At 39.8% G+C, this 12,817-nt stretch carries 11 protein-coding genes and 3 tRNA genes; 9 read left to right on the forward strand and 5 right to left on the reverse strand.

Annotated features, from left to right (window positions below):
• The first annotated feature begins 113 nt into the window (after positions 1 to 113).
• The 3 genes from ntrB to cynS are packed head-to-tail and all read left to right on the forward strand — an operon-like array spanning position 114 to position 2,303.
• Positions 114 to 944, forward strand: a complete 831-nt coding sequence (gene ntrB / locus THMIRH_RS06085; RefSeq protein ID WP_173291253.1) for a nitrate ABC transporter permease — start codon at positions 114 to 116, stop codon at positions 942 to 944.
• A gap of 8 nt (positions 945 to 952) precedes the next feature.
• Entirely contained in the window at positions 953 to 1,804 is an 852-nt protein-coding gene (locus tag THMIRH_RS06090; RefSeq protein ID WP_173291254.1) for an ABC transporter ATP-binding protein, read from the forward strand.
• A 58-nt stretch (positions 1,805 to 1,862) separates the two neighbouring features.
• Positions 1,863 to 2,303 carry a cyanase gene (gene cynS, locus THMIRH_RS06095; RefSeq protein ID WP_173291255.1) on the forward strand — a complete coding sequence of 147 codons (441 nt, stop codon included), beginning with the start codon at positions 1,863 to 1,865 and terminating at the stop codon, positions 2,301 to 2,303.
• 70 nt (positions 2,304 to 2,373) lie between these two features.
• Here cynS and THMIRH_RS06100 read toward each other — a convergent pair whose 3' ends face one another.
• Positions 2,374 to 2,559 (reverse strand): hypothetical protein, encoded by a 186-nt coding sequence (locus tag THMIRH_RS06100; protein WP_173291256.1) that lies wholly within the window; start codon positions 2,557 to 2,559, stop codon positions 2,374 to 2,376.
• Between the two features lie 466 nt (positions 2,560 to 3,025).
• On the opposite strand from THMIRH_RS06100, the gene THMIRH_RS06105 reads away from it, so the two are divergent.
• The gene (locus tag THMIRH_RS06105) at positions 3,026 to 5,674 is read left to right on the forward strand and encodes an ATP-binding protein (protein ID WP_173291257.1); all 2,649 of its coding nucleotides are present in this window, start codon (positions 3,026 to 3,028) and stop codon (positions 5,672 to 5,674) included.
• The gene (locus THMIRH_RS06110; protein WP_173291258.1) at positions 5,664 to 6,854 is read left to right on the forward strand and encodes an EAL domain-containing response regulator; all 1,191 of its coding nucleotides are present in this window, start codon (positions 5,664 to 5,666) and stop codon (positions 6,852 to 6,854) included. The genes THMIRH_RS06105 and THMIRH_RS06110 overlap by 11 nt, the downstream gene beginning before the upstream one ends.
• Before the next feature lie 120 nt (positions 6,855 to 6,974).
• Here the strand turns inward: THMIRH_RS06110 and THMIRH_RS06115 are convergent, their stop codons facing one another.
• The 3 genes from THMIRH_RS06115 to folD all read right to left on the reverse strand — a co-directional run bounded on the left by THMIRH_RS06115 (position 6,975) and on the right by folD (position 9,660).
• On the reverse strand, positions 6,975 to 8,339 hold the full coding sequence (locus THMIRH_RS06115) for a ribonuclease J (RefSeq protein ID WP_173291259.1): 1,365 nt from the start codon (positions 8,337 to 8,339) through the stop codon (positions 6,975 to 6,977).
• Between the two features lie 53 nt (positions 8,340 to 8,392).
• Complete coding sequence (locus THMIRH_RS06120; RefSeq protein WP_243831390.1) at positions 8,393 to 8,701, reverse strand: hypothetical protein; 309 nt, start codon at positions 8,699 to 8,701, stop codon at positions 8,393 to 8,395.
• Positions 8,702 to 8,814: 113 nt separating this feature from the next.
• Positions 8,815 to 9,660 carry a bifunctional methylenetetrahydrofolate dehydrogenase/methenyltetrahydrofolate cyclohydrolase FolD gene (folD, locus tag THMIRH_RS06125; protein WP_173291260.1) on the reverse strand — a complete coding sequence of 282 codons (846 nt, stop codon included), beginning with the start codon at positions 9,658 to 9,660 and terminating at the stop codon, positions 8,815 to 8,817.
• A 164-nt stretch (positions 9,661 to 9,824) separates the two neighbouring features.
• On the opposite strand from folD, the gene THMIRH_RS06130 reads away from it, so the two are divergent.
• The 3 genes from THMIRH_RS06130 to THMIRH_RS06140 all read left to right on the forward strand — a co-directional run bounded on the left by THMIRH_RS06130 (position 9,825) and on the right by THMIRH_RS06140 (position 10,140).
• A tRNA-Pro gene (locus tag THMIRH_RS06130) sits at positions 9,825 to 9,901 on the forward strand.
• 59 nt (positions 9,902 to 9,960) lie between these two features.
• Positions 9,961 to 10,037, forward strand: a tRNA-Arg gene (locus tag THMIRH_RS06135).
• A gap of 27 nt (positions 10,038 to 10,064) precedes the next feature.
• Positions 10,065 to 10,140 (forward strand) — tRNA-His (locus THMIRH_RS06140).
• Between the two features lie 638 nt (positions 10,141 to 10,778).
• On the opposite strand, the gene THMIRH_RS06145 is transcribed toward THMIRH_RS06140, so the two are convergent.
• Complete coding sequence (locus THMIRH_RS06145) at positions 10,779 to 11,432, reverse strand: DUF5610 domain-containing protein (RefSeq protein ID WP_173291261.1); 654 nt, start codon at positions 11,430 to 11,432, stop codon at positions 10,779 to 10,781.
• Positions 11,433 to 11,666: 234 nt separating this feature from the next.
• On the opposite strand from THMIRH_RS06145, the gene prfB reads away from it, so the two are divergent.
• A protein-coding gene (prfB, locus tag THMIRH_RS06150) for a peptide chain release factor 2 (RefSeq protein ID WP_173292412.1) occupies positions 11,667 to 12,762 on the forward strand; the annotation gives its coding sequence in 2 pieces (ribosomal slippage) (positions 11,667 to 11,738 and positions 11,740 to 12,762; 1,095 coding nt in all).
• Positions 12,763 to 12,817 lie beyond the last annotated feature (55 nt).

Raw genomic sequence — 12,817 nt, forward strand, 5'->3', positions numbered from 1 at the left:
ATTATCTTAGTCTTGGCTTAACTGAGAATTTATGAGTGGCTTGCTACTCATGTTTTGTCTAAAAATTATTGATTATTTTAATTTGTGTGTAAAAGCTGTACTAGGAGTCTTAAATGTTAAAATCGCTATCGCTTAGATCTGCACTGCTTTCAGTCGTCTTGTTAGCTGTTTTGCTGGGTTCTTGGGAGTTAATGAATCAAATTCCATCTGACAGCAAACCTATGACGGAATATGAAATGTTGATGGGTGGAGCCTCACAAGAAGCCCGTGTGCCGCCACCATCAGCAATTATTGAATTGGCAATAAAAGAACTGAGTGACCCTTTTTATGATGCTGGGCCAAATGATAAAGGAATCGGCATTCAGTTAGGGTATTCAATTTATCGTGTTTTGGTAGGTTTCTTTTTTGCTGCATTGATAGCCATTCCAGTCGGCTTTTTGATTGGAATGTCACCGTTAATGTATAACGCTCTAAATCCATATATTCAGGTTTTACGCCCCATTTCGCCTCTAGCTTGGATGCCTTTAGCACTCTTCATTATCAAAGACTCAGAAACGTCAGCAATATTTGTGATTTTTATTTGCTCTATATGGCCGATGTTATTGAATACTGCGTTTGGTGTATCAAATGTTCGCAAAGATTGGATTAATGTTGCTAAAACTCATGAACTTAGTCCTATTAAGACAGCTTTATTAGTTATTTTGCCAGCGGCTGCCCCAACAATTTTAACGGGGATGCGCATTTCAATTGGGATTGCCTGGTTGGTTATCGTTGCAGCAGAAATGTTGGTTGGTGGAACGGGTATAGGTTATTACGTTTGGAATGAATGGAATAACTTGGATCTTGCCAGTGTCATTTTTTCAATCCTGATGATTGGTTTGGTTGGCATGCTTTTGGATATGTTTTTGGCTTATGCCGCATTGTTAGTTGAATATAAAGAATAGGATTGCGCATGACATCAAAATTTCTTGAAGTACAAGGGTTAAAAAAGAGTTATCCGGGACAAAATAAGTCGGAATCTGTAACCATCTTTGAAAATGCCAATTTTAATATTGAAAAAGGGGAGTTTGTCTGTGTCATAGGACATTCTGGTTGTGGAAAATCAACAATTTTGAATATTTTGGCAGGTTTAGACGATGCCTCGGATGGGATTGTTTTAATGAATGGTCGAGAGGTTTCCGGCCCAAGTCTTGATCGAGGTGTTATTTTTCAAAACTACAGCTTATTGCCATGGCGTACTGCCTTGCAAAATATAACTTTTGCAGTGCAGGCTAGATGGCCGAACTGGAGTAAAGAAGATGTCTTGGCTCATAGCCAAAAATATTTAGATTTGGTGGGGCTTAAAGATGCCATACATAGAAAGCCGTCTCAACTTTCTGGGGGAATGCGTCAACGTGTTAGCATTGCGCGTGCGTTTGCTACTCAGCCTCAATTGTTGCTTATGGATGAACCATTTGGGGCTTTAGATGCTTTGACAAGAGGGGTCATTCAAGAGGAGTTAATTAAGATTTGGAGTGAGGACAAGCAAACCGTATTTATGATTACCCATGATGTTGATGAGGCCATTTTGCTGTCAGATAGAATTTTATTAATGACGAATGGTCCAAAGGCAAGAATTGCGGAATCCGTAAAAATATCGATACCAAGACCTCGAACACGCACGGATATTATTCATCATCCAAATTACTACAAAACCCGTAATCATTTGGTTGATTTTTTAGTTAACCGCTCCAAAACCCTTTCGGGTGAAAATCAAGAAACCGTTATAGGTAATTATCCAAAAGAAGTCATTTTTCATGATTAATATCCATAGGGTATTAGAGTTTAAATCTTAAAGTTAAAAGTAAAAAGAGGGGGATACGATGACTAAAATTGAAATGACAGAAGCGATTATTCTTGCCAAAGCATCAAAGAATGTAGGCTGGTCTGAAATTGCTGCCGCGACAGGATTGAGTGAAGTTTATACAACCTCTGCTTGTTTGGGTATGAATCACTTAGATTCTGAACCAGCAGCAAAATTATGTAATTTTTTAGGTTTAGACTCCACTGTAGAGGACACACTAAAAGCCTTTCCTCATAAGTCTTGGGATAAACTAGTGCCAACAGATCCATTAATTTATCGGCTATACGAAATTGTCGGCGTATATGGTCCGACTATGAAAGAGTTAATTCATGAAAAGTTTGGGGATGGCATTATGAGTGCTATCGACTTTACAATGGATATTGAAAAAGAAAAAAATCCAGCAGGAGACCGCGTGGTGATTACAATGAATGGTAAGTTTTTAGCTTATAAAGCTTGGTAATATTTCGAGAATATATTAAAAGTATTGATGATTTTCTTGCTCTATCCTGTCCCAAGGCGCAATTAAGTCATCAAATACTGATTAGACCCACTTCAACCCGATCTTTAATCACCTTGCCTGATGGAATGATTTGAAACAAGTCGCCGTTTTCGCCTAGCAATACAGTTTGTGCCAGTTGGTGTTCTTTAATTAACTGTGCGTGGGCTTGTAAGTCAATGGCTTCGCCATGTACCCTATTCGTAAAAAAGTAGAGCAAGAAGCCGCTTTTAAACTCCCTGTTAAAACCTATCAGGCACTTGGCTACGCCTGCAGCCGTATGTCTTTTAAAGGCTTGGGTGGTCGTTCTTTTAGCCCCTTTAATCAATCAAAACCATGGGGTTTTAAAAAAAAATAGAAAAAAAATTAGTTTTTGACCATAAAAAATTGTGTTTTTTAGTTATTTCAGTTAACTTTCTTTAGATTTTTCTAAAAATCTGCAACTGCTTGGTAAGCACATAAATTAAATATGTCTAAAATTGATTAGCTGTCTTTGAATAGCTTGCCGATAACTTGTTATTGGCCACAATTTTTCGATTAAATCAGACAAATTTTTAAACATTTTTTATCGATCAGTCGTGCAAAGCACATTCAACATTTCATAAAGGTGAATCTATTTGTAATGGGTTCGCGACTTAAAGCTGTTTTTTCAATTTAACGGATTGAATTTAGGAGATGCCAAACTCATGACGCCAATATTTAAAAAGCAACTGATGTTTGCGCTACCTATTTTTTTAATTATTTTAGGGTTAATGCTCGCGGTATTTGAAATTGATCAGTCCTTGCGTGAAAAGACCATTATTCACAACTTTAAAAATGACACCAAACACATCGCGGAACACATTCAAAACCATTTGGTTGGGGTGAATTCTGATGTGCTATTTCTTGCCGCGCAAAAAAAAGCTTTGGGGACGTTATGCTACCAACATGAAGATAAACTGTCCAGCGGCTTGTCTGCTGAGTATTTGAAATTTATGGAACTCAATCCTCAGTATATTCAATTACGCTTAATTGACCTTATGGGGCAAGAAGTGGTTAGAGTTGACCGTATCCAAGATCAAGTCATTGCGACTCCTTATGAGGCTTTGCAAGACAAATCAGGGCGCTATTACTTTAAGGAAGCCGAGCATATTACCCCAGGCACTGTCTACCAGTCTTTATTTGATTTAAATATAGAGCAGGGTGTGATTGAGCGGCCATTTAAACCCACAATTCGTTTTTTAAGCCCAGTGGTGGATGAACTTAATAAAACGGTGGGGTTTGTGGCGCTCAATTTAGACGCTTCTCGCCTATTAAATGAGCTTGAAATCTTTGCAAAAAATAGCAAAGGTGATGTTTATTGGGTGAATCGCAATGGCTATTATTTTATGAGCCCAGATGAAAGCCAAAACTGGGGTTTTATGTTTGGTAAAACGGCTTGGAGCCTAGCTTCCGAGTTTGCAGATGTTTGGAGAAACTTGCCTAACATAGATGCTCAGGGAGACTTGTTAGATAACTCAGTCTTTTATCAGCTAGAGGTTTTAAATAGTCAAACGCCTATGTCAGCTGAGCAATTTAATTATCATCAATTGCCTAATCAGGGGGCAGATATGCCTTGGTATGTGGTTGGTCGTTTAAATTTAAATGACTTGCCTGATTTGGTTTGGTGGCAACACTATTGGCCGTTGGTATTTTCCGCCTTATTAGCGCTGGTTTTATTATTTTTACTCAGATTGACGAGTCGCTTGGTGACAACGGTTTCAGAGCTGTCGCGTCGTGAGTCTGCATTAGTTGAGTCGCAAAATGCGGTGATGCAATCACAAACGCGATTCAAAGAATTGTTTGAAGCCGTCCCCGTTGGGTTGATGATTATTAATCAACATGGACAGGTTGAGTCGAGCAATCAACAAATTAAACAATTACTTAATCTGAGCTTACCAAGTAGGCCTGATGAACAATTGACTAATTTGGTAAAAGAACTCTTTAAGTTTGCTTTGCACCAAACGCTAGAGGATTTTTTTGCGGCGCCTAAAAGAGTTGAGGTCTTGCGTGATAACCCCTTTGTTTGCAGCTGCGATGGTGACATTCAAAAGTTTTTTGAGGTGATTATTGATCCTTTGTCTTATGGGCAAGAGCAGTTAGCGATTGTGGTGATGCGCGATGTGACTTCGGGGTTACAGATAGAAGATCAACTGCGACAAAGTCAAAAAATGGAAGCGATTGGGCAACTCACCGGTGGCATTGCTCACGATTTTAACAATATGCTGGGTATTGTAATGGGCAATTTAGAGTTGTTAAAATTGAACTCAGAACAGGACGAAAAACAGCTAACTCGCATTGATAATATGATGACCGCCCTTAAAAATGCTGCCAGTTTAACTCAGAAGTTGTTGGGTATTTCGCGCAAAAAAACGTTGAAGATTGAAACCATTGATGTGTCTTTGTTGATGAATGAAGTGCTTGAAATGTTGCATCGCACTATTAAACATCGCATCCAAATTCACTATCAGTCTGGGTCTGATTTACCGCTTATTCGGGTGGATGCATCCGAATTATTGAATGCGTTGATTAATCTAGCCGTCAATGCTAAGGATGCCATGCCGGACGGGGGCAGTATATTTATCAAAACTGAGCGCGTTTATTTGGATGAAGCTTATGTGAATTCAATAGCCGAAAGTATTCCAGAGGGTGAATATTTAAAAATTGAAGTTGAGGATACCGGTAGCGGCATTCCGCCAGAAATCATTGATAAGGTTCTAGAGCCTTTTTATACCACTAAAGAGATAGGTAAGGGCACGGGATTAGGCTTGGCGATGGTTTACGGGTTTATCAAACAATCTAATGGACACATGCATATTTATAGTGAGGTTGGCAAGGGTACCAATATTCACATCTATTTACCGGTAGTAGAGGATGGCAGCTTAAAAACCCTTAGCGCAACGCCTAGCACACAATCATTAATACATTTGGCAGGAAAAAAAGTATTGGTTGTGGATGACGAAATTCACTTAGCAAGCATTTTAAAAGACTATTTGTTGTTGGATGGTATGGAATGTGATTTGGCTTTTACAGGTGACCAGGCCTGGTTGAATTTAACCCAAAAAAGTTACGATTTGGTGATTTCTGATATCGTGATGCCCGGCAAAATTGATGGTATAAAACTGGCTGAATTGATTCTAACCCTAAAGCATCCTATGCCGGTGATTTTATGCAGTGGTTTTTCGAGTGATTTATTGGTGAAGCAACACCTAATGAATGGAGACATTTTATTTATTAAGAAACCTTATTCGCGCGATATTGTTCAACAAACGGTACTTAAGGCATTTAAATGCTTAGGAGCCAATCATGCCAGCTAAAGTTTTTGTATTAGATGATGAGTCTTTGTATGGACAGATGATTGCTGAGTTTGCTGATTTGTATCACCTAACAACCATTGCGCATGACGATGCCAGCAATTTGGAAACGCTGTTAACAGGTATTGATGATTTTAGTTTGTTCTTTTTAGATTTGCACATGCCCAAACACGATGGCATAGAGGTGTTACGCTTACTTGAGTCCTCGGGTTATCAAGGCAAAATTGTTTTAATGAGTGGATTTGATGAATCAGTATTGGCATCTGCGTATCACTTGGCAGTTACGCAAGGTTTGCGCGTAGTCGACACTTTAAGCAAGCCTTTTAATTTGGATAAATTGCGCGGCATCTTGGCTGAGTTTGCCAGTGAAAAAAATCCGCCTAACTTACCAGTGCGACAGGCGTCAGCTGAGATCTCAAAACTTTCTCACGAAATGGTGATTAAGTCTTTGTATGAAGACAGGTTTATTTTGCATTATCAACCGCAAATTCGTTTGGTCGATCACAAATTGATTGGGCTAGAATGTTTGGTTAGGCTTAAAGGCGACCAGGGTTTGATTTACCCTGGGCAGTTTATAGAAGTGATTGAACAAAATGCCTTAACCAACTATTTGATTATGGCCGTGGTTAGGAAACTATGCGAGGATTACCAACGCTGTTTATCACAAATCCACGAGGTGACTTTTTCAATTAACGTGTCTGCGTTGGACTTAGATAATTTAACCTTTCCAGATTTTTTAGCAGACTTAATTGCTAAATGTCAGTTGTCACCTCAGCAAATCGTAATTGAAATTACTGAAAGTCGTGCGATAGAGCAAATCAAAATTGGATTGGATGTTTTGACTCGCTTACGTTTAAAAGGGTTTCATTTATCGATTGATGATTTTGGCACTGGCACAGCTGTACTAAGTAATATTAAAAATATGCCGTTTAATGAACTCAAGATTGATAAGTCTTTTGTGGATAGGCTTACTCGTGATGGGAGGACTAATCAATTAACACAAGATTTGATTCATATGGCGCACAATTTAAAGTTGATGACCGTGGCTGAGGGTGTTGAGAATATCGAATCCTTAAATATTTTGAAAAAATTAGGTTGTCAAATCGTACAAGGTTATTACTTTGCCAAACCCATGGCAGCAGAAGACTTGATGAGTTGGGTTGCGCAAAATCAGTGGGATTAATTTGCGATTAGCGCTAAAAGTTTTACAATAATTTTTTACCAAAATAAGCGTCCTTAAAGTTGTTTGAGGATTTCAGGATGATTCTATTGCTCTATCCAGTCCTAAGGCGCAATTAAGTCATCAAATACTGATTAGACCCACTTCAACCCGATTTTTAATCACCTTGCCTGATGGAATGATTTGAAACAAGTCGCCGTTTTCGCCTAGCAATACAGTTTGCGCCAGTTGGTGTTCTTTAATTAACTGTGCGTGGGCTTGTAAGTGAATGGCTTCGCCATGTACCGGTATGACCAAGGGTGGTTTGAGGTGTTGATACAATTCTACGATGTCCTGTTGGCTTGGATGGCCTGATACATGAAGATGCTTATCTTTGTATTCTTCGGCGTGAATGACCGTGATGCCTTGCAATTTAAAGGCCTGTATCAAGTTTTGAATACGCACAAGGTTGTCTGGAATTTTGTTAGCACTGAATATAATGCAATCCTCCGCTTCAAGCCCCATAAATCTAGAGTTATTTCGAGCTAAACGCCATAAACCTGAGTTGGGTTCTCCTTGCGAGCCAGTCGTGATAAGCATGACTTCATGGCGGGGTAAATAACCCAGTTCATAAGGCGATAGTGCTTGCAGGTCGGCAGGCCAGTACCCATGAGCCTTGGCAAGACTGAGCATTTGCTCCATCGCACGCCCCATCACTGCAAAATATCGTCCTGATGCCTTAGCAACCCTAGCCAAAGTGATTAAGCGCGCTAGATTACTGCTAAAGCAACTGACCACAACTCGGTAGGGTTGTTGTTGAACGGTTTCCAACAGATCAGCAAAGCAGGCACTTTCTGAAGGCGTTTTACCAGGCTTTAAGGCGTTGGTCGAGTCACCAATCAGAGCAACCAAGTTTTTGATGTGACCAAACGGTTTAAAACTAAAAGGGGCTTCTAAAAGGGGATTGGCATCCATTTTCCAGTCGGCTGTGTGCAAAACAGTCCCCAAAGCCGTGGAAATCTGAAGACTATGAGATTGAACAATTGAATGAGTTACCGGTAACCATTGCACTTCAAAAAACCCAACCGTAACTGGGTTTAGGGTCGCAATGGTATAAAGAAATCGACTGATGTCCAACTCCGCCTGAGCAAACTTACGCTCAATCAAGGCAGCGCTAAAGGCACTGGCGTAGATAGGGACTTGAAGTTGTGGCCATACATGAACCAAAGCGCCTAAGTGGTCTTCATGGCCATGGGTAATCACTATGCCTTGTAAGCGATTTTTTTGGCTTAATAAAGGGCTAATGTCTGGCACAACGCGTTGGGTTTGAGTTATTTCATTTGGCAGGGATAAAAAGCCCATGCCACAATCCACCATCAAGTATTGCCCTGCATGACCATAAATCATCAGGTTTTGACCAATCTCTCCCACACCGCCAAGGGGCAAGCACCAGAGCTCACGCGAAGATGGAATGGGAAACTCTGGTTTTGTTGTAAAAAAATTCAGCATTATGTTGATTGATCAAAAATTCGTACACAAGAACCGGTTTTTAATTAACTTGCTTAATGCCCTTTGATTTGACTCACCGGGAAAAAATGCTTAAGCCCATAGGGGTTTTCGATTTCCTTTTCCATCAAGGATTCCATATCATCCATCAAACCAGGATACAGCAAGTCATATACGGTATTTAACTTTTCCAAGTCATCGTCTTCAACCTGAACTTCAATGACCATGGCTTCATCATTTTCGAAATATAAAATACTCATCGATTCCAAATTCATCTTATCGTTTTCAAAATCGTACTCATCTTCACATTCTTTAACAATCCAACCCATTTCATCGCTCCATCCAAACATTTTACGAATATTCACAATTCACCTGAGTAAGCTTGTGGATAAATCGTTATAAAAAACTTAAGTATTTGGCAGCAAAGCGAAAATTAAATTCTAAACAGTCCTGCCCATTTTTTAAGCAAACCTAGAGATTAGTCATAGGCTGCTTGCACAGTGTTTTCAAGCAAGGTTGCAATGGTCATAGGCCCAACACCACCAGGAACAGGCGTTATCCAGCTAGCCTTATCTTTGGCAATATCATATTCAACATCACCTACTAAACGACCATCGTCTAAGCGGTTAATACCCACATCAATCACAATTGCACCAGGTTTAATCCAAGCCCCTTTGACCATTTCTGGGATACCAACACCTACTACGACTAAATCTGCCTCGGATACCTTCTGAGCCAAATCCTGAGTCGCACTGTGGCAAACTGTTACAGTTGCACGAGCATTTAGCAATTCTAATGCCATAGGAACACCCACAATATTAGAAGCGCCAACCACAACTGCATTTAAACCACGCAATTGAATACCTGTTTTTGCCAACATGGTCATCACACCATGAGGTGTGCAAGGCGCTAAATTAAGGGTGCGAGTTGCCAATCTGCCCATATTGTAGGGATGAAAACCATCAACATCTTTTTTAGGGTCGATTCTTTCAATAATGGCTTCAGAGTTAATATGCTTAGGAACCGGTAATTGAACAATAATACCGTGAACATCTTCTCTTGCGTTGAGCTCATCAATCTTGGCTAACAATTCCTCTTGAGTTGTTTCAGCAGGTAACTCTAAAGAAACATCATTAAAGCCAGCTTTCTCACAAGCAATCTTTTTGTTTCTTACATAAACTTGAGATGCTGGGTCTGCCCCCACCAAAATAACCGCCAAACCTGGGCGTGCTTTACCTTTAGCAACTTCATCACTAATTTTTTGAGCAATTTTCTCTCTCAATTCCAAGGCAATCGCCTTACCATCTAAAATTTTTGCGGTCATTTTCAAAAATCCTTAAAACCAAATAAAAAAGTAAATATATGAATAATATTAAAAATCATAATGATAACTTAAAAGCTTGTCATCTAGATGTAAAATATTTTAAAAAAAGCTGAAATGCGTGTTGACAGCTACCATAGGCGTCTATACAATACGCCGCATCTTCACGGAGTATAGCGCAGCCCGGTAGCGCACCTGTTTTGGGTACAGGTGGTCGGGGGTTCAAATCCCTCTACTCCGACCAAATTCTATTTGGTTGAAACAACCTAGTTTCAGCCAGATGTTTAAAGCGGTTCGATTAAAGCGCCCATAGCTCAACTGGATAGAGCATCGCCCTTCTAAGGCGAGGGTTTCAGGTTCGAATCCTGATGGGCGCACCATTTCGGTGGGTCGATCACACCATTATGGCGGATGTAGCTCAGTTGGTAGAGCCCAGGATTGTGATTCCTGTTGTCGCGGGTTCGATCCCCGTCATTCGCCCCATTTATCTTTAAATTTTATGCACCTCCAAAATAATTAAACCCTGATATTCCTTAGTTTCAAAACCATTTTTGTTGGCTTTGTTTTACCTCAATACCTACATAAGATATTACAGATCAATTTAGTCCAAATTTTTGACTAGATAAAATACTCTTAGCCATTTTTCGCGCCTAATTTGCGCTAAACCCAACCTGAATTAAAATCACCCTAAGATTTAATTTAAACTCATTTCGTTTTGCAAATATGTTCTGTTCAAGAAAAACTGACAATTTTGATCTAGCAGAACCTTTGGATCGGCATAAGACAATATTACATATATTAAATACTTTGGATTTTTATTGTTTTGGCTCAGTAGCCATGAAATTTGCAAATTTATGGATGGAAAAGTCTTTAAAAATGCAGAACAAGTCAGCGCTAAAAGTGTCATTAGTCAAATTGCATTTTTAGATCAACCGCATTGTTACTGCTATTTGTTGGTTGAGCTGGATAGGAAGGTACAGTTTTTGAATCGATTGAAACTTAATTTTCGTCAAAGCGATTCTCAAATCAGTTTCACTTTTTGAGTTTGTTTACATAAAATAGACTTCAAATTTAAAACCGCTTAAAGCGGTTTTTTAATATTCAATCATTATGTTAGTAGGCTATTCAGCTTGATTGTTTTCTTCAGGAATAGGTTCTGGTGTTATCCCTAAATATTGGTTTTTAAAGTTTTCCATACCTTTTTGTACAAGGTCAGTGGTGGCGCTAAAGTTATCTTTAACGAGGCCATCAAACACTTTGAGGTCTGACAAGATATTTTGTGCTTCGTCAAATCCTTGTTGTAATCCGCCGCCAACTACTTCTAAGAATTTGTTCATTAACTCTTCACCTTGTAGTTCAGGATGTGCAGTTTGAAAGCCGCTTAAAAAGGCGGTGGCACTATTCACAATTCTTGCTGAAGTGTTTTCTGGATTCCAGTATTCGATGCCGCGTTTGTCCAAGTTTTCTTGAGTAATGGCATTGTCACCATAAGCATCACCCAGTTCGGCTTTGAATTTTTCGTTGAGTTTTTCAATAGCCGCTTGATAGGTCATTTTTAGACCATTTTCGGCGTTTTGGGTTTCGCCATTCCCAAACAAATGCGCTACTAAGCTGGCTTGTTTTTCATTGCGAATCGTCATCTGATCCACTTTGAGTTCACCCTTGCCTTGGCTGATAGATGAATAATCAATTTGGGTTTTTTCAGATGTTGTTTGAGTAAGGCCGGCCATTTTTTGGTAGGCGTTAACGCTGTTTGGAATTTGTGGAATAGACATGGCCATTTCCTCTTAAAACTAATGTGAATTCATTGTAAACCTAAAAGCATTCAATGACATCTTTCGACATTCAGTTATTCAAAAATCTAGGTTTGCAAATAAGTTAGCGGCTGCATTTTAAGAAACTTTAGATAAATTTTTGTTTTAAATGAGTTTCTTAGCCTATTCGATAAAGGTGTGCATGTGGTATTATTCCGCTTTTATTTTTCTAATGAGTTTTTAACAGTTATGGCCATGGAATTAAACCCCATTTACAACCGTATCAAAGATTATTCTGAACGCACCGTGACGATTAGGGGGTATCTTTGACTTTGATACTAAGCAAGAGCGTTTAGTTGAAGTCTCACGCGAGTTAGAAGCCCCTGATGTCTGGAATAATCCAGAGAATGCACAGGCACTTGGCAAAGAAAAATCGCAACTCGAAGTGGTTGTTGAAACCATTCTTGAGTTAGAAGATGGGCTTTCTTCAATTAAAGAAATCGTTGAGTTAGCTGAGATGGACGATGATCAAGGCATGGTTGATGAGGCGGTCGTGGAGCTGGATGAGCTGGGTGAGAAATTAGAAAAGCTCGAGTTTCAACGCATGTTCTCTGGTGAAATGGATCCCAATAATGCCTATCTTGAAATCCAGTCAGGTTCAGGCGGCACTGAGGCGCAAGACTGGGCGAATATGTTGCTCAGAATGTACTTGCGTTGGTGCGACCGTAAAGGCTTTAAAGCCGAAATCATGGAAATCTCAGATGGTGATGTGGCAGGCATTAAAGGCGCCACCATTCATGTGCAAGGGGATTATGCTTACGGTTGGCTAAGAACCGAGCTGGGTGTGCATCGTTTGGTGCGTAAATCACCGTTTGACTCTAACTCAAAACGCCATACTTCTTTCTCGTCGGTGTTTGTTTCGCCAGAAATTGATGACAGTTTTGAAATTGATATTAACCCAGCCGATTTGCGAATTGATGTTTATCGTGCCAGTGGGGCGGGTGGTCAGCATGTTAACCGAACAGAATCCGCCGTGCGTATTACCCACTTGCCAACCAATACAGTCACGCAATGTCAAAATGGTCGTTCACAACATCAAAACAAAGCCGAAGCCATGAAACAACTCAGAGCCAAACTCTATGAGCTAGAAATGCTGGCGCGTAATACCGAGAAACAAGCGCTTGAAGATTCTAAATCGGATATCGGCTGGGGCAGTCAAATTCGTTCTTATGTGTTAGATTCTGGGCGTATTAAAGATTTGCGCACCAGCGTTGAAACCGGCAACACCAGTGCGGTGTTAGATGGCGACCTAGATCAGTTTATTATTGCGTCGCTCAAAGCTGGCGTTTAAAACAAGGCAAAAAGCCTTAAAAAGTATTCAATTTTAACCAGGCCTGGTCAAATTT

The sequence above is a fragment of the Thiosulfativibrio zosterae genome (genome assembly GCF_011398155.1).
Lineage (GTDB): Bacteria > Pseudomonadota > Gammaproteobacteria > Thiomicrospirales > Thiomicrospiraceae > Thiosulfativibrio > Thiosulfativibrio zosterae.

What these genes read in the sequence shown, in the direction of transcription:
- folD (WP_173291260.1), bottom strand. Translation starts at nt 9,660, where the DNA reads ATGACCGCAAAAATTTTAGATGGTAAGGCGATTGCCTTGGAATTGAGA.
- THMIRH_RS06105 (WP_173291257.1), top strand. Translation starts at nt 3,026, where the DNA reads ATGACGCCAATATTTAAAAAGCAACTGATGTTTGCGCTACCTATTTTT.
- THMIRH_RS06090 (WP_173291254.1), top strand. Translation starts at nt 953, where the DNA reads ATGACATCAAAATTTCTTGAAGTACAAGGGTTAAAAAAGAGTTATCCG.
- cynS (WP_173291255.1), top strand. Translation starts at nt 1,863, where the DNA reads ATGACTAAAATTGAAATGACAGAAGCGATTATTCTTGCCAAAGCATCA.
- ntrB (WP_173291253.1), top strand. Translation starts at nt 114, where the DNA reads ATGTTAAAATCGCTATCGCTTAGATCTGCACTGCTTTCAGTCGTCTTG.
- THMIRH_RS06110 (WP_173291258.1), top strand. Translation starts at nt 5,664, where the DNA reads ATGCCAGCTAAAGTTTTTGTATTAGATGATGAGTCTTTGTATGGACAG.
- THMIRH_RS06115 (WP_173291259.1), bottom strand. Translation starts at nt 8,339, where the DNA reads ATGCTGAATTTTTTTACAACAAAACCAGAGTTTCCCATTCCATCTTCG.
- THMIRH_RS06145 (WP_173291261.1), bottom strand. Translation starts at nt 11,432, where the DNA reads ATGTCTATTCCACAAATTCCAAACAGCGTTAACGCCTACCAAAAAATG.